18 protein-coding genes are annotated in these 19418 nt (G+C 41.2%); 7 read left to right on the forward strand and 11 right to left on the reverse strand.

All coding sequences use genetic code 11. The annotated features are described in order from the left end of the window. Nucleotides 1–5: 5 nt before the first annotated feature. Entirely contained in the window at nucleotides 6–1163 is a 1158-nt protein-coding gene (locus L2096_RS06010) for an iron-containing alcohol dehydrogenase (RefSeq protein ID WP_076032640.1), read from the reverse strand. 10 nt (nucleotides 1164–1173) lie between these two features. Further along, on the reverse strand, nucleotides 1174–2037 hold the full coding sequence (locus L2096_RS06015; protein ID WP_250365052.1) for a type 1 glutamine amidotransferase domain-containing protein: 864 nt from the start codon (nucleotides 2035–2037) through the stop codon (nucleotides 1174–1176). Nucleotides 2038–2171: 134 nt separating this feature from the next. On the opposite strand from L2096_RS06015, the gene L2096_RS06020 reads away from it, so the two are divergent. Further along, nucleotides 2172–3101, forward strand: coding sequence for a LysR family transcriptional regulator (locus tag L2096_RS06020; RefSeq protein WP_250365053.1), 930 nt, complete (start codon nucleotides 2172–2174; stop codon nucleotides 3099–3101). A gap of 258 nt (nucleotides 3102–3359) precedes the next feature. Here the strand turns inward: L2096_RS06020 and L2096_RS06025 are convergent, their stop codons facing one another. The 8 genes from L2096_RS06025 to L2096_RS06060 all read right to left on the reverse strand — a co-directional run bounded on the left by L2096_RS06025 (nucleotide 3360) and on the right by L2096_RS06060 (nucleotide 11755). Beyond that, nucleotides 3360–3971: a superoxide dismutase gene (locus tag L2096_RS06025; protein ID WP_025095952.1), complete on the reverse strand. Its 612-nt coding sequence runs from the start codon at nucleotides 3969–3971 to the stop codon at nucleotides 3360–3362. A gap of 168 nt (nucleotides 3972–4139) precedes the next feature. Next, nucleotides 4140–5231 (reverse strand): redox-regulated ATPase YchF, encoded by a 1092-nt coding sequence (gene ychF, locus L2096_RS06030; protein ID WP_250365054.1) that lies wholly within the window; start codon nucleotides 5229–5231, stop codon nucleotides 4140–4142. Between the two features lie 99 nt (nucleotides 5232–5330). Further along, nucleotides 5331–5990 carry a methionine ABC transporter permease gene (locus L2096_RS06035; protein WP_250365055.1) on the reverse strand — a complete coding sequence of 220 codons (660 nt, stop codon included), beginning with the start codon at nucleotides 5988–5990 and terminating at the stop codon, nucleotides 5331–5333. Then, on the reverse strand, nucleotides 5971–7038 hold the full coding sequence (locus L2096_RS06040) for a methionine ABC transporter ATP-binding protein (RefSeq protein WP_149929869.1): 1068 nt from the start codon (nucleotides 7036–7038) through the stop codon (nucleotides 5971–5973). Before L2096_RS06040 ends, L2096_RS06035 begins: the two co-directional genes overlap by 20 nt. Before the next feature lie 10 nt (nucleotides 7039–7048). Continuing rightward, a complete protein-coding gene (locus L2096_RS06045) occupies nucleotides 7049–7882 on the reverse strand; it encodes a MetQ/NlpA family ABC transporter substrate-binding protein (protein WP_250365056.1) in 834 nt (277 codons plus the stop codon). Between the two features lie 15 nt (nucleotides 7883–7897). Further along, nucleotides 7898–9310: an LLM class flavin-dependent oxidoreductase gene (locus L2096_RS06050; RefSeq protein WP_250365057.1), complete on the reverse strand. Its 1413-nt coding sequence runs from the start codon at nucleotides 9308–9310 to the stop codon at nucleotides 7898–7900. Continuing rightward, nucleotides 9310–10533 carry an SfnB family sulfur acquisition oxidoreductase gene (locus L2096_RS06055; RefSeq protein WP_250365058.1) on the reverse strand — a complete coding sequence of 408 codons (1224 nt, stop codon included), beginning with the start codon at nucleotides 10531–10533 and terminating at the stop codon, nucleotides 9310–9312. Before L2096_RS06055 ends, L2096_RS06050 begins: the two co-directional genes overlap by 1 nt. Before the next feature lie 10 nt (nucleotides 10534–10543). After that, on the reverse strand, nucleotides 10544–11755 hold the full coding sequence (locus L2096_RS06060; protein ID WP_151795877.1) for an SfnB family sulfur acquisition oxidoreductase: 1212 nt from the start codon (nucleotides 11753–11755) through the stop codon (nucleotides 10544–10546). Between the two features lie 378 nt (nucleotides 11756–12133). On the opposite strand from L2096_RS06060, the gene L2096_RS06065 reads away from it, so the two are divergent. From L2096_RS06065 to L2096_RS06085, 5 genes are all read left to right on the forward strand, one after another. Continuing rightward, nucleotides 12134–12898 carry a glutathione S-transferase family protein gene (locus tag L2096_RS06065; RefSeq protein WP_227265636.1) on the forward strand — a complete coding sequence of 255 codons (765 nt, stop codon included), beginning with the start codon at nucleotides 12134–12136 and terminating at the stop codon, nucleotides 12896–12898. Nucleotides 12899–13479: 581 nt separating this feature from the next. Beyond that, nucleotides 13480–14373: a transporter substrate-binding domain-containing protein gene (locus L2096_RS06070; RefSeq protein WP_004937109.1), complete on the forward strand. Its 894-nt coding sequence runs from the start codon at nucleotides 13480–13482 to the stop codon at nucleotides 14371–14373. A gap of 98 nt (nucleotides 14374–14471) precedes the next feature. Further along, nucleotides 14472–15314 (forward strand): amino acid ABC transporter permease, encoded by an 843-nt coding sequence (locus L2096_RS06075; protein WP_004937110.1) that lies wholly within the window; start codon nucleotides 14472–14474, stop codon nucleotides 15312–15314. A 2-nt stretch (nucleotides 15315–15316) separates the two neighbouring features. Next, nucleotides 15317–15994: an amino acid ABC transporter permease gene (locus tag L2096_RS06080; protein WP_004937112.1), complete on the forward strand. Its 678-nt coding sequence runs from the start codon at nucleotides 15317–15319 to the stop codon at nucleotides 15992–15994. Between the two features lie 13 nt (nucleotides 15995–16007). Then, a complete protein-coding gene (locus L2096_RS06085) occupies nucleotides 16008–16751 on the forward strand; it encodes an amino acid ABC transporter ATP-binding protein (protein ID WP_004937114.1) in 744 nt (247 codons plus the stop codon). Between the two features lie 345 nt (nucleotides 16752–17096). Here the strand turns inward: L2096_RS06085 and L2096_RS06090 are convergent, their stop codons facing one another. Next, nucleotides 17097–18536, reverse strand: a complete 1440-nt coding sequence (locus L2096_RS06090; RefSeq protein ID WP_215901039.1) for a DcaP family trimeric outer membrane transporter — start codon at nucleotides 18534–18536, stop codon at nucleotides 17097–17099. 403 nt (nucleotides 18537–18939) lie between these two features. Here L2096_RS06090 and L2096_RS06095 point away from each other — a divergent pair, with 403 nt between their 5' ends. Further along, nucleotides 18940–19410, forward strand: a complete 471-nt coding sequence (locus tag L2096_RS06095; protein WP_004937117.1) for an Lrp/AsnC family transcriptional regulator — start codon at nucleotides 18940–18942, stop codon at nucleotides 19408–19410. The last annotated feature ends 8 nt before the right edge of the window (nucleotides 19411–19418 follow it).

Below are 19418 nucleotides of genomic sequence, written 5' to 3' on the forward strand. Positions count from 1 at the left end.
CTCTATTAGAGTGCTTTTTCAAGAATTTGACGACTGATTGCCAAAGTCACATCACTGTGTTCGCCCAAAGCGGTCATACCATGATGCTCAAGTTGAGCCACAACCTTGTCGATTGCTTCATTACCTAAGTCATAATCGCCAAGTTGAGTTGGAATTCCCATTGCTTTAAAAAATGCTTTGGTTTGCTCAATGGCAGCATCAATACGCGCTTGCTCTGATCCTTCACGGATCTGCCATACACGTTCTGCATATTGCAGTAACTTGGCCGCTTTACTTTCGCGTCTTACACTTAGGTTTGCTGGCAACACCACGGCAAGTGTACGTGCATGGTCAATCTCGTACAGTGCGGTGAGTTCATGACCAATCATATGTGTCGACCAGTCTTGCGGGACACCTGCACCGATTAGACCATTCAGTGCAAGGGTTGCTACCCACATTAAATTGGCACGTGCTTCATCGTCTTTTTCAGCGCTTAAAACACGTGGGCCAATTTCAATCAGGGTTTGTAACAATCCTTCGGCCATTCGATCCTGAATATAACCGCCTGCTGGATAAGTCAGATATTGTTCCATGACATGGGTAAAGGCATCGACTACTCCATTGGCCAATTGACGCTCTGGCAAAGTATAGGTTTTAAGCGGATCAAGAATTGAGAACTGCGGAAATACATGGGTACTGTTAAAAAACAGTTTGTCTTGAGTTTCACCACGGGTGATTACAGCGCCCGCATTCATTTCAGAACCAGTAGCCGGTAGCGTCAGTACACAACCAAATGCCAGTGCTTGTTCTACGTCGGCACCCTGATTTTTAAGGATGTTCCATGGTTCGCCCGTGTACAAGGCTGCCGCTGCGATAAATTTGGTGCCATCAATGACAGAACCGCCACCCACAGCAAGCAAATAATCAATATCGTTGCTTTTGATTAGCTCTACTGCGCGCATAAGTGTTTCATAGCGTGGATTTGGTTCTACACCACCAAATTCCTTTACAATACGGTGCCCTAACACATCACGAATTTCTTTGAGTGTTCCTGTTTTTTCCGCACTTTGTCCGCCATAAATCATCATGATGCGCGCGTCGGAAGCAATTAACGTCTCAAGCTGTTCGACAGAATTTTGACCAAATACAATTTTTGTTGGGTTGTAAAATGTGAAATTTTGCATGGAGATTCCTCTAGATTTTAGGTGAATGTTGGGTTTGAGTAGCAAGTGCTTTAAGTAACGCTTGGGCGAGCGCATGGTCTGAATATGGGTTTTGACCCGTAATCAGTTCACGGTCAATCACAACATGTGGTTGCCATGCCTTGGCAAACTGCATATTGCCGCCTGCTTTTTTCATCGCGTTGGCTGGGTAATAGTGTAATTTGTCGCCGTGAAGTGAGTTTTCAAACACGTGTTCTTCTTCATTCGAGAAAATGGTCATTTGATAACCATGATAGATCCAACCCTCAGCATTCATTTTTTGATTTTGGATCAGTGACTGTTCAAATGCCTTAGGATCTTTTTGCGCAGCTAATAGGGTAATCGGGCCATGACAAATCGCTGCGGTCGGTTTGCCTTTGCGATGAAAGTGTTGCAGGGTGGTACCCACCATCGGATTATTCGCTAGGTCAATGAGTGGTGCATGTCCACCCGGAATAAAAATAGCTGAATAGCGATCAAGCCCATGTTGCATCACATCTTGTAATGAACGTACGTTCTGCGCTTGAGTCAATTGTTCAGTCAATTTTTTGATTCGCAGCATTTCATTGCGATTTTTTCCAAAATAGACCGAATCAATCGAGCGGACGTCTGGCTTGGGTACATTGCCTTTTGGGGTGACAATTGTCAGGGTGTATCCTGCTTTGATGAGGGCATCGGCTGGCACACCAAACTCATTGACATAATAACCCGACGGAAACGATTTCTTTCCTTGTAGTGGAAGTTCGGTTTCACTCGAGAGTAACACCAGAACTTCACCTTTAGATGCGGCGTGCGTGAATGATGCCGCACCCACCAGCAACAAGGCAAAAATACGAAATAAACGTGACAGAAACATGTTTTCTCACTAACCAAATACGTTGCAGTTATTTCAGCCTTAAATCAGGCATCTTTTGTAACTGCAACTTTATTAGAGTGATAAATAAAGATAAATTAACCGAATGGTAATTTATTTATTACATCAGAGAATAAATGCGACATTTTGATTCGGTCCAATTGGCCAGTATAGAATTGTTCTGTAAAGCGGCAGAGCTGGGAAGTTTTACTGCTGCGGCAGAAGGTTTGGGCATTACACCGGCTTCAGTCAGCCGTTCTATCGGACGCTTGGAAGCAAGGCTCGGTGTGCGCCTTTTTGCGCGAACCACACGTAGTATTAAGCTAACGTGTGAAGGGGAGCTCTATTATCAACACTGTCAGCAGGCACTGGAGCAAATTTCAGAAGTAGAGCGCATGATTACAGGCGATCAGCACAGTCCAAGTGGTACATTAAGGATTAGTGTTGGAACACCGTATGCTCATTATCGGCTTCTGCCTCTGCTGCCTAAATTTCAGGCAAAATATCCACAAATTGAAATTGAGCTAAATATCTCCAATCGAGTCATCGATTTTGTGGAAGAAGGTTTTGATCTGGCCATTCGTTTGGGTATTCCCAAAGACTCCCGACTCATTGCGCGTACGCTTGAAGATGCAACCTTGGGCGTTTTTGCTGCCCCTGAATATTTACAACAGTATGCTGAACCCAGAACGGTTGCAGCGCTTGATCAGCATCAGTGCATTCAGTTTATTCTGCCCAGTACAGGCCGCGCCATGCCATGGATTTTTAAAGATAGCCACGGCAATGATTTCAATTACGGCTTTAAAAGTCGTCGACGGGTTTATGATGATGTTATGGGGTGTTTGACATGGGCAAAAGCAGGAGGTGGTTTGTTTCAGATTTATCACTTTATCGCACAACCAGCAGTTGAGCGCGGCGAATTGGTTGAGGTACTTAGCACTTTAACGCCTAGGACTCGGCGCTTTTCTATTTTGTATCCACAAAATCGGCACATGTCTGCAAAAATCCGTATATTTGTAGATTTTTTAATGCAGGAAATTGCAGCACTCCAGCATCATGTATCATGAAAATTTGCATAGCTAAACTATTCTATTACGCCTTCTTTTAAATTGAAGCTATAAAAGCTGGACTGCATGATGTTTTATTGCATTTTGAAGCAGCATAAACAAATCGCAATCCAGCACAGAGGATCAATCGCTCATATTAAACGAAGAATTAAAATTACCAGTCCTGTGATTAAAATCAAAATACCAAGCAGCAATCGAAACACATGAAAAAGGGGCATTTCATACAGACCTGTTGTTGTGTACAAATGAGTTAACTCCTTATTTCAATGTATCCTGATAACGATGATTGACTTCATCCCAATCAATCACTTGATAAAATGCCGCGATATATTCAGGGCGACGATTTTGATACTGTAAATAGTAAGCGTGTTCCCAAACATCAAGACCCAAAATAGGCGTGTTGCCATGCATGAGTGGTGAGTCCTGATTGGCGCTGCTTTCAACCACCAGCGTTTTTTGTGGTGTCACACTGAGCCATGCCCAACCACTGCCAAAGCGAGATAATGCGGCTTTGGTAAAAGCTTCTTTAAATGCATCAAAGCCACCTAATTGTTGTCGTATTGCATCGGACACAGGGCCATGGGGTTCACCACCACCTTGAGGGCTCATAATCGTCCAAAACAGACTGTGGTTGGCATGACCGCCAGCATTATTGATCACTGTATGTTTTAAATCGCTTGGTACCTCATGCACCTTTGCAACCAGATCTTCAACTGACAGTTTTTCCCATTCAGTGCCTTCAATCGCAGCGTTGATATTATTGATATAAGTTTGATGATGCTTGGTGTGATGAATCTGCATCGTTTTGGCATCGATATGCGGTTCAAGTGCGTCATAGGCATAATTCAGTGCAGGTAAGCTATAGGCCATGGGGTGTTGTCCTTTGAGATATTTTAAGTCGTTCTTTCCATGTGAGTTTAGGCGATGGATTAGAATATGTAAATATATTGATAATGATTATCATTGTAATTATTATTTAATAAATGTTTGTAAATTTAAAAAAGGCCAGCATGAGCTGGCCTTTTTTGAACGAATATTTTATACGTTAAAACGGAAATGCAGCACATCACCGTCTTGAACAACATAGGTTTTACCTTCAAGACGCCATTTACCCGCTTCTTTGGCACCTGCTTCGCCGTTGTACTGAACAAAGTCGTTATAGGCAACACATTCTGCACGAATAAAACCTTTTTCGAAGTCGGTATGAATCACACCGGCTGCTTGAGGTGCAGTCGCACCTACTTTTACGGTCCATGCACGTACTTCTTGTACACCGGCAGTGAAGTAGGTTTGTAAACCAAGTAGGGCATAACCTGCACGAATTACAACATTCAGGCCTGGTTCTTCCATTCCCATAGCTTCTAAAAATTCGGCACGATCTTCATCTTCTAGCAATGAAATTTCGGCTTCAATCTGGTTGCATAGCGGCACGACAATCGCATTTTCTTCTGCTGCTAATTTTTTAACGGCATCAAGATGCGGGTTATTTTCAAAGCCATCTTCAGCAACGTTCGCAATATACATGGTTGGTTTTAAGGTCATTAAACCAAAGCCACGAATCAGTTTACGCTCATCATCGCTTAAGTCGGCTGCGCGTGCTGGCTTGCCTTCATCTAACAATGGCTGAATTTTTTCTAGCACGGCTTTAGTTGCAAGTGCTTCTTTATCACCACTTTTTGCAACTTTGGTCAAACGTAGCAAAGCTTTTGCTACAGTGTCTAAATCGGCAAGTGCAAGTTCGGTGTTGATGGTGGCAATATCGTCTAGCGGATCGATTTTACCATTCACGTGAATGACGTTTTCATCTTCAAAACAACGTACCACGTGCGCAATTGCATCAGTTTCACGAATATTTGCCAAAAACTGGTTACCCAAGCCTTCACCTTTCGATGCGCCCGCAACCAAACCAGCAATATCCACAAACTCCATTGTGGTTGCAATAATACGTTGTGGTTTTACAATTTCTGCAAGTTTATCTAGGCGTGCATCTGGAACAGGAACAATCCCGGTGTTTGGTTCGATGGTACAGAACGGGAAGTTTTCTGCTGCAATCGCTGCTTTGGTCAATGCATTAAAAAGCGTTGATTTACCGACGTTTGGTAGACCCACAATACCGCAATTAAAACCCATGAAATGACTCACAAAAAGTGTAATGTAAAAATTGAGGCTGATTTTACATGAAAGCCATGACAAAGTCAGGTCATGGCGAAGTGTGAATCATAAAGAAGTTTAGATTTTGCGTTTATCGAGTTGGTTGGAAAGCGCATCGCCTGTGGCTTGTATCAGCATCACCAATACAATCAAAACTGAAATAACGGCAAACATAATAGTCAGATCAAAACGCTGATAGCCATAACGATAAGCGATATCGCCTAAACCACCTGCACCAATGGCACCTGCAATTGCCGAAGAATTAATCATGGTAACCACAGTAACGGTAAAACCCGCCACGATGCCAGGCATGGCTTCTGGTAGGAGTACATGCCAGATGATCTGTTTGCGATTACAGCCGATGGCCTGTGCAGCTTCAATCAGGCCCTGATCGACCTCACGCAAACTGACCTCGGAAATGCGCGCAAAAAAGGGGATTGCAGCAAGTGTAAGTGGAACAACAGCCGCCCACACACCATAACTGGTACCGACAATCCAGCGCGTTACTGGAATGAGCGCCACCATTAAAATTAAAAAGGGAATAGAGCGGGTAATATTAATGACCCAGCCAATGGGCTGATTAATTTTAATAGAAGGATAGATCCCATGTTCAGAGGTCATCACCAGTAAAACGGCGAGCGGTAAACCAATCAAAAATGCCAGTAAAGCGGATACGCCTACCATTAGTAAGGTATCCAGTGTACCTGTGAGTAATAAATCAAGAAGTTGGTTGTGCATAACCAATCACCTCCACATCAAAAACAAAATGAGACAGTTGTTTTAGTACCTGCGCATCAAAAGCTTGCTTTGGTATGGCTAAAATTAATGTACCAATTAAGTGATCCTGAACAGTATCGACATGGCTCTGGTACAAAGAAGTATGCGACCCGAGTAATCTCAGCAAATCGGTTAAGTTTGGGGGATGCTTAAGATCGGTTTGATAACGAACTTTAATGATTCGATGCGTTAAGTGATCTTGTGGCGCTTCGTAAAGCGTAAAAGGTAAATTGAGTTGTTCAAGATTCAGCAGTTCTTGAGTGATTTTTTGCTTTGGATTTGAAAAAACTGACCAGACCAAACCAGACTCGACAATTTCCCCTTGATCTATAACCACCACTTGATCACAAATTTCACGAATGACCTGCATTTCATGCGTGATCAGAACCACCGTAATGCCTAAATCCCGATTAATCTTTTTTAACAAGGAGAGAACAGTGGCGGTACTTTCAGGATCTAACGCCGATGTGGCTTCATCACACAGTAAAATTTCAGGATGATGCACCAGCGCTCGGGCAATCCCGACACGCTGCTTTTGTCCACCGGAGAGCTGTGATGGATATTGCCCGGCTTTATGTGCCAGATCGACCAAGCCCAAAACCTCATCGACGCGGCGTTGAATTTCTACTTTATCTAGACCTGCAATTTTAAGCGGTAACGCCACGTTGTCCCACACCGTTTTGGCCGACATCAAATTAAAATGCTGAAAAATCATGCCAATTTTCTGACGCAGATGAATGAGCTGTGCGTGATCAAGTGTGGTTAATTCATCTTGATGAATTTTAATAGAGCCAGAACTCGGTGTTTCTAGTCCATTTAGCGTGCGTAACAAAGATGATTTTCCAGCACCACTTTTTCCAATCACGCCTAAAATTTTGCCTTGTGGAATATCCAGATCAATGGCTTTAAGCGCCTGCACAGTCTGACCATTCGATGTATAGGTTTTATTGAGTGCACGAATCTGAATATGTGGCGGTGAGAAATCAACCTGTGATCCAAAACTAACCATGATTAACCTCCTAGACCCAACCTGGGAACCAAAGTTTTGGTCCAATGTCTTCATCGATGGCTGCTTTTACCGCCGGTGAATTTTGATAAATCTCAATAAATTTTTTCAGCTTACCGTCTTTATCTTCATAATCATCTCGGACCACAAACAAGATGGCATAACGTTTATTGGTTGTGTCGTCTAAAAGTAGGGCACTATTTGGATCGGCTGTTTTAGCCAAACGCAAATAGTGTGGATAGCCAAATGCCAAGTCGACATCATCAATTGCACGTGCAGTTTGAGGGCCTTCAACTTCAATAAATTTCAGATTTTTTGGATTAACTGTGATATCACTTAGTTTAGACAAGTAATTGTTTGGATCTTTAAGCTGAATCAGTTTGGCTTGCTGCAGTAAGAGCAAAGCACGCCCTTGATTGACTGGATCATTCGGAACCACAACACGTGCATTTTGCGGTAGTTCATCCAGTGACTTATATTTTTTGGAATATAATCCGACGTGAGATGCTGCGCCCACACCAAAAGCTTTGAGTTTATAACCACCTTCTTTAATTGCATTGCTTAGAAAAGGCTGATGTTGAAAGAAATTGGCATCAATGTCGCCATTATTTAAAGTGATGTTTGGCGTATTCCAGTCGGAAAACTCAACCAGCTTGACATGAATCCCTTGTTTTTCAGCTTCTTTGGCTGCCGCTTGCAGCGGGTGAGCAAAAGGAGGGCTAATACCGATCACTAACTCTTGATGCTGACTTTGTCTATTTTGATTCCAGATTACAAGCCCAACAATTAAAATAACAAATAATGCCCCAAGAATAATGAGTTTTTTTGATGAAGATGACTGTGCCATCGAAGACTCCAAGAATTATGCTCTAATTTTTTCGTGTTGATTTAAATTGAATGAATGTGTGGAAGGTGAACATCGATATTGCTCGACGGGATGCGTCGATGGAAGCAAATCGCCGTGTCCTGAAATTTTTTGACGTAACGAGCCTTCATTATATGCAGTTTTAAAACGGCCTCGTTGTTGCAGCTCAGGAATCACGTATTGAATAAAATCATGATGTGACTCTGGTGCGACGGTACGCGTTAAATTGAATCCATCTACGCCAGTTTGATCGACCAGCTCAATCAGTCGTTTTGCCACGTCTTCACCACTGCCAACAATCAGTGGGTAACGCCCACCTAAAACGTGTTGATCTTTTAAATCCTGAATGGTGATTTGTTGGGTTTTAAATTTTTCATTTACCGAAGCGATGCTGTTACTTTTTTGATAGGGAACCACCTCATGATCGGCATATTTCGATAGGTCGATACCGACCGAACTTGCATAATGGGCAAGCCCAGCTTCGGGAGAAGCATAGCGACGATACTCCGCCAGTTTATCTTGTGCTTCAGCCGTTGTTTCGGCAGTGACCACGGTAATGCCGACAAAAATCTTGATATCGTCTGGATGGCGCCCATGCTGTTTGGCGCGCTCACGAATTTTATCGACATTTTGTTTGATCTTGTCGGGTTGGTCGCCACCAATAAAAATGCATTCGGCATGGGCAGTCGCAAAGGCCATTCCTCTTGAAGAGGCGCCTGCTTGAAACAACACTGGCGTGCGCTGCACCGAAGGTGCAACTTGAAATACACCTTCACTTTGATAAAACCGCCCAGAGTGATGAATCGAATGTACCTTGTGTGGATCTGTAAAAACTCGATGTTGTTTGTCCTTGAGCAGTGCATCGGACTCCCAAGAGCCTTCCCAGTATTTGTAGCAGAGTGCTAAAAACTCTTCTGCCTGATCGTAGCGCAGATCGTGATCTTTAAGTGCAGACTGCCCAATTAAGCGTTGCGCACTATCTAGATAGCCTGTAACAATATTCCAGCCAATACGCCCTTGCGTGAGATGGTCGAGTGAAGCAAAGCGCCGTGCAAACTGATAGGGCGTTTCGTAGCTCAAATTCACTGTAACCCCAAAGCCTAAATGTTGTGTGACGGCTGCCATTGCCGAGACCAACGTCGTTGGATCATGGCTGGGGAGCTGAATTGATTCTCTTAACGTGAGATCGATATTATTTTGATAAACATCATATACCCCTGTGATGTCGGCTATAAATAAGCCATCAAATAATCCGCGTTCGAGTGTTTGTGCCAGTTCTGTCCAGTAACTCAGCTCATTAAATCGATGCGACTGATCACGCGGATGAGTCCATAAGCCATGATTGATATGGCCGACACTGTTCATGTCAAAAGCATTCAGTAAAATGTGTTTGTGTGTTTTATTTGTCATTACAATGTCCCTCGTAGTGGAGGAAAAATTTGATTCAATGCATAATTGCCAATAAAAAAGTATTTCCAGCGCGCAGCATCATGTAGCGTGTGTACCCGTGCATTACGCCAAAAACGGTCGAGTCCATCTTGACGCTGACTACCACGACTCCCTGCAAGTTCGATCAGTTTCGAACTGGCTTTAAGTGCGGTTTCAGTACTATGCGCTCTGACCTTCGCAACTGCCAATGAAGCTAATGCAACATGCTCTGCTGTGGTGTCTAAATGTGCCGTATCGATTGATTGAGCTGCACGTTTGAGTAAGACTTCACTTGCTCTTACATCAATTGCAATACGTCCAACATCGTAAATGGTGAGTGGGTCCTGCGCCGCGGTATCAACATTTGAATCAATCCAAGGACGGGCTTGATGGACGCGCTTTAGCGTTTCTTCGAACGCGGCACGGGCAATTCCGACTTCAATCGCGGCATGCATGATTTGTGCAAAAGGGCCAACCAGTGTCGGGTGATCAAAGGCTACATCAAAGGGAATAACATCGTCATAAGCAACAAAAACACTATCAAATTTTACCGCACCACTGCCTGTCACACGTTGTCCAAAGCCACTCCAGTTATCAACAAGGCTCAATCCCTGACTTTCACGTTTTACAAAAGCCAAGTATTCGCGACCATGCGCATCTATGACCAAAGTTGGAATACGATGTGCAAATAAACTGCCTGTGCAATAGAACTTTTCACCCTGAATCAAATAACCATTCTCGGTGGCTGTAATCGTTGTATGTTTCTGAGCCGCTGTTTTGGGTTTAAATTCTGCAAGTGCATTGCCAAAACGTGCGCCTTGCAATACTTCTTTATAGAGCTTCTGCTTTTGTTGCTCGGTACCAGTATTACGAAGTACCTCAAGGGCATAGAAGTGATTTTGAGGAATCTGTCCAATCGAGCCGTCAACGCCACTAAACAGTGCAATGATTTTTGCCACTGTCAGGCTAGAAACATCTGCACCGCCAAAGCGTTTTGGTACGGTAATTGCCCAAAGGCCAGACTGACTAAATTGCTCAATTTCCTCAAAAGGCAAAATCCGCTCGGCATCACGTTGCACACTTTTTTCTTTAAAACGCTCACTCAATGTGGTGGCAATTGAAAGTGCCTCGGCATCGTCTCGGATAATATGTGCCTGTGTGGAGTTTGATGAATTAAAAGATGCGATTGCTTGATAAGATGTCATGAAGCTCTCCTTAAATCCATGCATGACGTGCAGGGAAGACGCCATTGAGGTAATAGTTGCCAATCGCATGGATTTTCCAGCGCACAGGATCATGCAGCGTATGTACACGGGCATTGCGCCAGTGCTGATCTAAATTGTGCTGACTTAAACTGGCACGACTACCACCAAGTTCGAGTAATTTTTCAGAGATCGTTAGTGCTGCATCATTGGCATAGACTTTGGCTTCTGCCACCAAAATAGAGGCGCGGGCAGCCTGTGCATCCGTCACTTCGAATTGTGAATCCAGTTCATCCAAATACTCGGCAGCATCATCAAGTAATGCAATCGCGGCATCAAGTAAAACTTGAAGCTTGCCTGTTTCCTGAATGGTGAAATGTTCTAAACTGGCTTTTTCAACATTGGCATCGATAACTGGGCGCGCTTTTTTTACCGCTGATATAAGATCAGTAAATGCAGCTTCAGCAATTCCGACATCGATTGCGACTTGCATCAGTTGCGAATAGGCACCTCTATAATTTGGAGCTTGTGTCAATAAACGCTCATCAAAAATAAGTGCAGGATCGATGTGTACTTGATTGAGTTTTATTGTGCCACTTGCGGTGGTGCGCTGACCAAATCCATTCCAGTCATCTTCAATTTCGATCCCATTTGTAAAGCGATTAACCAATACAAGAACCACATGACCTTCTGGGTGAAGAGCTTTAATTGCCAGCCAATCTGCAAAAATGCTACCCGTAGAATAAAATTTTTCGCCGTTTAAGACCCAAACTTCTCCATTTTGTATGAGCGTCGTATGAACGGTTTTACTGTCTTTACTCTGGCGTTCAGGCCCGCCGTTGGCGAGGCGTTTACCTGCCAGTATTTCGCCAAATACACGTTTTTTTTGTTCTTCATTTCCCATTAAATCAATTAAATTTAACAGGCTGATTTGATTTTGTGGGATTTGGCCAACATTAGAATCGGCTTTACTTAAAATACGAAATACCTGAGCTAAAGTTTTATTTGATACAAAAGCACCACCGTAACGTTTAGGAATTCGAATACCGCCAAGGCCTTTTTGACTCAAGTGTTCAATTGCCTCATACGGCAAAATACGTTGTTGATCTCGTATGTTTCGGTTTACAAGTGCTTCATCAGCAACTTGATAGGCCGCGTTTAATGCTTGTTGGTCGTTTTTAAGAATGTGAACCGAGCGTTTAGATAACGAACTTAACTCAGACATATTGATACCCTTATTTGATATCAATACTTTAGGTAAAATTCTGTGCTTTTTTAAACGATGTATTTGTCAAAACTAATCGATAAAAATGCTAAGTTTTATTTCAGCTAAGAAAATCACTTTTTCATATTTAACAAGTTTTTTAAATTCAATTGCTTATATTAATTCATCTATTAAATTACATCTTAAATATCTATTTTTATCGATCCACTTCATATGCTTTGAATAAAAAATCATAGTTTTCATATCGCGGCAATAGGTGATTTAGACAGAGATTTGGCACAAAAAGTACATTGTTTTAAAGCGCGCTTAATTCTAAAGTAACAAGGCAAAACAATGTTTTTTACATTTGGTTGACTAAAAAAATAATTTGGAGTTTTTATGCGGGTTTTATACCAGTTCCCTTTGTCTCATTACTGTGAGAAAGCTCGCTGGTTACTGGATCACAAAGAGCTTGATTATGTTGCTCATAATTTGATTCCTGGTTTTCATCGTGCGTTCGCACAGTTAAAAACAGGTCAAAATAAGCTACCCATTCTAAAAGATGATGCAAGATGGATTGCTCAATCGACTCCGATTGCACTGTATCTTGACGATACTTACCCTGAACATTCCTTGCTGAGAAAAGATCCTGCACAACGACGCGCAGCCTTAGAAATTGATCAACTTGCAGACGAGCTTGGGATTCATGTTCGCCGTTGGTCATTGGCACATGCGTTGTCTTACAGTGATGAACCGATTGAAATCATGATGGGAGAGCAGGGCTACTTGCGTCAATTTGAAAAATTTTCAAAACCAATTCTTAAGACTCTGGTCAAAAAAAGTTACGAACTCGAACAAGATAAAGTTGCCCAGTCTAAGGCGCGTCTAGATGAGCTTGTACTACTACTTAATGATAGTTTAGTCGAAAACTACGGACGCTATATGGTAGGTGATCGTCTTGGATTAGCTGATATAGCGGTATGTGCCATTTTGGCGCCTTTACTGCATCCAAATGGTACACCTTGGGAAGTGGAAAATACTGAATTTCATTCGCCCGAACTCGATACCTATAAAACCTACCTGCTAAGTTTGCCTTTGGGGCAATATGTACAGCGAATTTATGAAACCGAACGAAATGCCAGAGTGGATTGGCGTGGTATGTAATGCCAATCCAAGAGGGCACATCAAAAATAAGGAATTTCCACTGAGTTAAAGATTTAAACGTTTGAATACAAAATCAATAATATTTTTGTATTCAATCATTTGTACGCAAATGATTTTGCTTTGTGCTGCTTAATAAGCATAGCTTAACAATGATTGAAATTTATTTTCATTATTTTATTTTGTGATGATAGTTTTTTTGATATTTCGTTCACTTTATATGCAAAAAATGCATAGATTCAAAATGATGCATGCTGAATATAGCTGGCACTAAAAAGATGCAAATAATTTAATTTAATGTGATTTAAATCACATTTTTTTGAAAATAAAACTTTAAAAAAAAGATTTTGGCGTTAAAATAATCTAAAGCAATCAAAGCTAAGACTAAAGTCTAGCGAAAAACTGTATGAAGTGCTTTCAATTAGGATAAGAAAGCATGTAAAAATAGTGGAATCGGTCGATGATAAGCAACAATTAAAAGTTGGCTTGATAATTGCTTTAAATGAAAGGAGAGCTATTTTTTAGGTAGGTTGAATAATATACAACTGTCTTAGAATTTAGCGAAATATAATCAAGGAGTTTTTATGAAACATTCTGCAACCTCACTAATTGTATCGGCATTAATGATTTGTACAGTTGGAGGAGCAACTCAGGTTCAAGCTGCGGATACTTTGGCTAAAATTAAAAGCAGTGGAAAAATTATTATTGGACACCGTGAGTCATCGGATCCTATTTCCTATGTTGTCGCAGGTAAACCAGTGGGTTATGCGGTAGATATTTGTAATGCTTTCGCAAACGACATCAAGAAAGAGCTTAAAATGCCGAATTTGAAAGTCGAATATAAAGCAGTTACATCGTCTACACGTATTCCAGAACTTCTTGCAGGCAATATCGACATGGAATGTGGTACAACCACTAACTCCAAACAACGCCAACAGCAAGTAGGATTCTCTACAAACTACTACGCAACAGAAGTGCGTATGGCAGTCAAAGCAAATTCAGGTATTAAGAGCTTGGCTGACCTGAACGGTAAAGCTGTCGTGACCACTCAAGGCACAACGTCAGACAAATACATCAAAATGAATGAAAAAGGTCAGTCTATCAATGTGCAAAACATTTATGGTAAAGACCACGCAGACTCATTTTCAATGATGGCATCTGGTCGTGCAGCAGCATTTGTGATGGACGACAATATTTTGGCTGGTTTGATTGCAAAATCATCTAACCCGAAAGAATTTGCAATTGTTGGCCCTGTATTATCTTCTGAGCCATATGGCATCATGATTGCAAAAGATGATCCGAAATTCAAAGCGGTTGCGGATCGCACCGTAACTGGTATGTGGAAATCAGGTCAAATGGATAAACTTTATAAAAAATGGTTCCAGTCTCCAATTCCACCTAAAAATACCAATCTAAACATGGCACAAAGTGCTTCTTTCAAGAAATTGAAAGCACATCCGACTGATGAAGGCATTTAAGCCCTAAAACTCTTTTGATTTGCAGCTAACCATTTTGCATACAGTAACTTGTGTACTGTATGCATGCTGTATTTTTAATATTTTAAAAAGGGGCATTTATGTCAGTCGGCTCATTAAACTGGACTGTATTCTGTGCTGAATCGAACGAATTTAGTGTCGAAAAAGCAGCTTGGGCGGAATCGGTCTGTAAAGCGATAGGCAGCTCAAGTTATTCTCAATACGCCGATGCACCAACATGGCTTCAAATGTTAGGTTCAGGTGTTTTAACCATGATATGGACTGCAATTGCTGCATTCTTTATCGCATTCTTTTTGGGTTCTTTACTTGGAATTATACGTACCTTACCTAATAAGCCATTGGCTTTAATTGGTGATACGTACGTTGAGATTTTCCGTAATATCCCATTAATTGTTCAACTTTTCTTTTGGGCTTTCGTTTTTCCTGAACTTTTACCAGCCACACTTAGCTCTGGGAGCGGAGAAGTTGTTGCCGGTGGATGGTGGAAAAACCTGCTGAATGATCATCCTGCGGTTATTGGTGTTTTTGCACTCGGTTTATATACTGCTGCGCGTGTATCAGAGCATATTCGTGCCGGAATCAACACGGTATCACGTGGCCAAAAATTTGCAGCATCTGCAATGGGTTTTACCACAGGCCAAAGTTATCGCTATGTGATTTTACCCGTTGCTTATCGCACGGTATGGCCGACGATTACGTCTGAAGCAATGAACGTGTTTAAAAACTCAGCCGTTCTATATGCGCTAAGTGTACTCAATTTTTTCGCTTATACCAAAACCATGCGCGAAGAAACGTCTCAAGATATTATTATTTTGATTCTTTCAACGCCTGTATACCTGATCATCACTTACACCATCAAATTTATTATGGCGTGGATTGAAAAACGTATGGCAGTTCCTGGCCTAGGTTCGGGAGGGAAATAACCATGGATTTCAGTCTTTTACAATCTCCTGATGTTATCAATGCACTTAAAGAAGGTTTTGTTTTTACCTTAACCGTTACAGTGCTTGCGATGCTAGGCGGTATCATCATCGGTACACCTTTGGCCATGATGCGTCTGTCGAATAACGTTGTGGCAAGTAACTTTGCTAAATTCTACGTGGATCTATTTCGTGGTATTCCACTGATTCAGGTTATTTTTATCTTTTACTTTTTACTTCCAAAAGTATTTGAATTCCAGTCTGATACGTATTGGGGGCCACTGTTTTCGAGTGTCATTACGTTTGCAATTTTTGAAGCTGCGTTTTTCTCGGAAATTGTGCGTTCAGGTATTCAATCCGTTTCGCGCGGACAGGTCAATGCAGGTTATGCACTCGGTTTTACTTATGGTCAATCGATGAAATATGTGGTGTTACCACAAGCATTTCGTAATATGTTACCTGTACTGTTGACCCAAACCATTATTCTTTTTCAGGATGTGTCATTGGTCTATGTAATTAGTGCACCAGACTTCTTAGGTCGTGCCGACACGCTTGCCAATACTTATGGTCCTGAAACAAAAGCAACCTTTTATTTAATTGTAGCAGTGGTTTATTTCTGTAGTTCGTTCTTGCTTTCAAGACTTGTAAAACGATTACAGCAAAAAATTGCCATTATTCGCTAATTGGAGATTTTAAATGCCAATGATAGACATCCAACATATCTCTAAATGGTATGGTGATTTCCAAGTACTCACTGACTGTACAACCAGTATTGAAAAAGGCGATGTGGTAGTAGTGTGCGGACCATCTGGTTCAGGTAAGTCAACATTAATTAAAACCGTAAATGCATTAGAGCCAATTCAAAAAGGCGACATTTTTGTTGATGGTACTTCTTTACGTGATCCGAAAACCAATCTTGCAAAATTCCGTTCGCGTGTGGGAATGGTGTTTCAGCATTTCGAGTTATTTCCGCATATGACTGTGCTTGAAAATTTGACTGTGGCACAAGTTAAAGTTTTAAAGCGCTCGAAAGAAGAAGCTCGCAAAAAGGGGTTGGGATATTTAGACCGAGTGGGGCTTTTGGCACACAAGGATAAATTCCCGGGTCAGCTTTCTGGTGGTCAGCAGCAACGTGTTGCAATTGCACGCGGTCTTTCAATGGACCCAATTTGTATGTTGTTTGATGAGCCAACTTCCGCACTCGATCCAGAGATGGTGGGTGAGGTGTTAGATGTAATGGTTCAACTCGCTAACGAAGGGATGACCATGATGTGTGTGACACACGAAATGGGCTTCGCGAAAAGAGTTTCAAACCGATTAATTTTCATGGATCAAGGCATGATTCTTGAAGATTGCCCAACATCTGAGTTCTTTGGTAATCTTGATGCACGTCATGAACGTGCCAAATTATTCTTAGACAAAATTCAAGCCATGCATTAATCTGCTTAGCACAAGCATTAAAAAAGCCCAGTCAAGTGACTGGGTTTTTTATTTAAAAAGTAACTTTGCAAATCTTAAAACAGAGTTTTGTCCGCAACTTTAATTTGATTGCAGCTTTTAATCGCTTAGCTAAAACATAAATAAAAATATAAGCGTAGTTAAGCGATTTGATTTGAGTATTAAAGCGCTCATAACGTATACATGAGATAGATGAATCAAAAGACAGTTTAGTTGCAATGATACGTCTTATTTTATAAGTAACTTGATTATCTTTATAGTTTCGTTTTAAAGCGTATTAAAAAACCCTGCATATGCAGGGTTTTTTAGATGCTCGTTTAGCTTAAATTAGAAGCTATACTTCGCCATCAAGTTAAGACGCGAGTAGTCGCCTTTATTATCGGTAATTGCGGTTTTATCAGCAAAAATTTCACGTTGACCATAAGTATATTCCACACCTAAATCTACGTTTTTCGTAGGAGTGTAGAAACTGTTTACGATAACGTTATAAAGTTGCTTATTCAAATTAGGTGCTTTGACTGCAAAATTATCATTGTCCTTATACCAAATTGCACCTGCAGCTAAAGTTGAACGTAACTTTGGTGACCATTTGTGCGAATAACCAATTAAGCCCGAGTTAAATTCACTTTCATAAATACTCACGTCTGTTGAATTGGTTGTCGCTGTACCGTTAAGTGTTGCTACATATGCAGAGTTACCGTATAGCAAGTAACGATTATCGCCTTTAACGTGGTAATAGTTCGCAAATAATGTATCAGCAGGTGTTAAGCTATATTTGCCGCCAATTCCGATGCCCCAACCAAGCTTGGTTTCGTCAACATTTGTACCTGTATCATTTGCTGCTGTAGCAAATGAAACACGGTTTTCATGGACTAAACCATGAACTTGTACTAAACCTTTCTTATCGGCGGTAGTGTAGTCATATCTTGCTGTCAAAGCAGGTAAACGGTTACCACCAGAAGTATTGGTATTCACTCCACTGACTGTGGTAGCGCTATTGAAGTTGTCAACATCACCACCTTCAACTGCTAGTAATACTTTTTGGTTGGCATCGATTGGCTGAGTGTAACGTACTTGTACAGTACGTGTAGAGCCATAACCCATAGGGCCGTTAAAGTCGACTGTTTCAGGTGCTGTGTCAGTGTTAACAAATGGAGAAGTGGTTTGACCAACTAACCATTTTCCAAGTGAGAAGTAAGCGTGACGAACACGTAGCGAACCATTACCGTTGGTTGTTCTTGAACTACTGTCTGCCGCAATACCGCCTGCAAAGTCAGCTTCAATTTTACCTGTTAACTCACCTAGATCTGTCGGGCGAGAAAAGTCGAAACCAAAACGAGTTGTCGCTGCAGAAACGTTAAGATTGTTTTTGGTAGCATTTGCTGAATTTAACGGAACAGAGTTAGTATTGTTGTTGATGTTTGGTGATGGGTTACCTTTAAAGTCATAAGTTGCATCTCCACGGATACTACCGTAAAGTTTAACTTGTGTTTGACCATCAGGTAACGTGAACCAGCCTGGTTTTGCATTACTTGGTGCTTTCGGTGCTGGTGCTGCGGCAACCATTGGCGCTGGAGCTGGTGGTGGAGCCATCACGACAGGTGCAGCTTTTTGCTGTGTAGATAATTGTTGAACCAACTGTTTAAGTTCATTGACTTCTTTTCGTAAAGCATCCACTTCAGTGTTGCTCGCTGCGTAAGCAGGAATGGCGAGAGAGGATAGCCCGATAGTACCCATGCTAAGGGCTAAAGTTTTAAGTTTATTCACGATAACTCCGTTAATTATTAAAAAAAGTAAAACTTACTTTTGGGATTTACATAACAAAAAGAATGCCAATTCCTTAAAAATTGTTAATAAACGTTCCCTTTTGTCTAAAAAAACTACTTCAATGTAGCTTCGCTTAATAATCCTGTATTTTATTGTTACAAGTCAATATTACTAAGGTCTAAAAAGAAGCAATATTTTGAAATATTTTACTTAAAGCACAAAAAAGATACTTAACTTTACACTTTCAGGTCAAGCATCGTCTTAGATGAAATTTTTACAAGCTCGTTCGATTTTTTTATATGTACTTTTCACTGTAAAGTGAATGTATTTTTTGAGAATGCTCAAAACTACAATACAATGGCCAGAAGTCATTAAAATCATGAAAGATAAGTGGGGAACAGTTATGGAGCTTGATCGTTACGACAAACAGATTCTTGAGATATTGACCCATGAAGACCTCAACCTGAATGAGTTGTCAGAACGGATTAACCTCTCGGTCAGTTCAGTGCATCGACGGATCAAGCATTTAATTGAATCCAAAATCATGAGTAATCTCAAGCGTGACATTAATTTTGTTAAGCTTGGATTTTCTTTACATATTTTGCTTCAAGTTTCTTTGAGCAAACACGATACCGAAACTTTTGATAAGTTTTTAACTGAACTTGAGGATATCCCGGAAGTTACCAATGCGTTTTTGGTTACAGGGCAGAGCGCAGATTTTATTTTAGAACTTGTTGCGCGTGATATGGATAATTACAGTGATATTTTGCTACGCCGGATTGGTAAAATTGATAATGTCGTAGCCTTACATTCAAGTTTTGTGATTAAAGAATACAACGTCTTTAATTGTTATAAGCTACTCAATAAAGTTTAAAAAAAACG

It is taken from the genome of Acinetobacter sp. ACZLY 512, assembly GCF_023614015.1.
GTDB lineage: Bacteria > Pseudomonadota > Gammaproteobacteria > Pseudomonadales > Moraxellaceae > Acinetobacter > Acinetobacter soli.

Excerpts from the sequence above, each read along its gene's own strand:
- L2096_RS06010 (WP_076032640.1), bottom strand. The coding sequence starts at position 1,163 with ATGCAAAATTTCACATTTTACAACCCAACAAAAATTGTATTTGGTCAA.
- L2096_RS06015 (WP_250365052.1), bottom strand. The coding sequence starts at position 2,037 with ATGTTTCTGTCACGTTTATTTCGTATTTTTGCCTTGTTGCTGGTGGGT.
- L2096_RS06020 (WP_250365053.1), top strand. The coding sequence starts at position 2,172 with ATGCGACATTTTGATTCGGTCCAATTGGCCAGTATAGAATTGTTCTGT.
- L2096_RS06025 (WP_025095952.1), bottom strand. The coding sequence starts at position 3,971 with ATGGCCTATAGCTTACCTGCACTGAATTATGCCTATGACGCACTTGAA.
- ychF (WP_250365054.1), bottom strand. The coding sequence starts at position 5,231 with ATGGGTTTTAATTGCGGTATTGTGGGTCTACCAAACGTCGGTAAATCA.
- L2096_RS06035 (WP_250365055.1), bottom strand. The coding sequence starts at position 5,990 with ATGCACAACCAACTTCTTGATTTATTACTCACAGGTACACTGGATACC.
- L2096_RS06040 (WP_149929869.1), bottom strand. The coding sequence starts at position 7,038 with ATGGTTAGTTTTGGATCACAGGTTGATTTCTCACCGCCACATATTCAG.
- L2096_RS06045 (WP_250365056.1), bottom strand. The coding sequence starts at position 7,882 with ATGGCACAGTCATCTTCATCAAAAAAACTCATTATTCTTGGGGCATTA.
- L2096_RS06050 (WP_250365057.1), bottom strand. The coding sequence starts at position 9,310 with ATGACAAATAAAACACACAAACACATTTTACTGAATGCTTTTGACATG.
- L2096_RS06055 (WP_250365058.1), bottom strand. The coding sequence starts at position 10,533 with ATGACATCTTATCAAGCAATCGCATCTTTTAATTCATCAAACTCCACA.
- L2096_RS06060 (WP_151795877.1), bottom strand. The coding sequence starts at position 11,755 with ATGTCTGAGTTAAGTTCGTTATCTAAACGCTCGGTTCACATTCTTAAA.
- L2096_RS06065 (WP_227265636.1), top strand. The coding sequence starts at position 12,134 with ATGCGGGTTTTATACCAGTTCCCTTTGTCTCATTACTGTGAGAAAGCT.
- L2096_RS06070 (WP_004937109.1), top strand. The coding sequence starts at position 13,480 with ATGAAACATTCTGCAACCTCACTAATTGTATCGGCATTAATGATTTGT.
- L2096_RS06075 (WP_004937110.1), top strand. The coding sequence starts at position 14,472 with ATGTCAGTCGGCTCATTAAACTGGACTGTATTCTGTGCTGAATCGAAC.
- L2096_RS06080 (WP_004937112.1), top strand. The coding sequence starts at position 15,317 with ATGGATTTCAGTCTTTTACAATCTCCTGATGTTATCAATGCACTTAAA.
- L2096_RS06085 (WP_004937114.1), top strand. The coding sequence starts at position 16,008 with ATGCCAATGATAGACATCCAACATATCTCTAAATGGTATGGTGATTTC.
- L2096_RS06095 (WP_004937117.1), top strand. The coding sequence starts at position 18,940 with ATGGAGCTTGATCGTTACGACAAACAGATTCTTGAGATATTGACCCAT.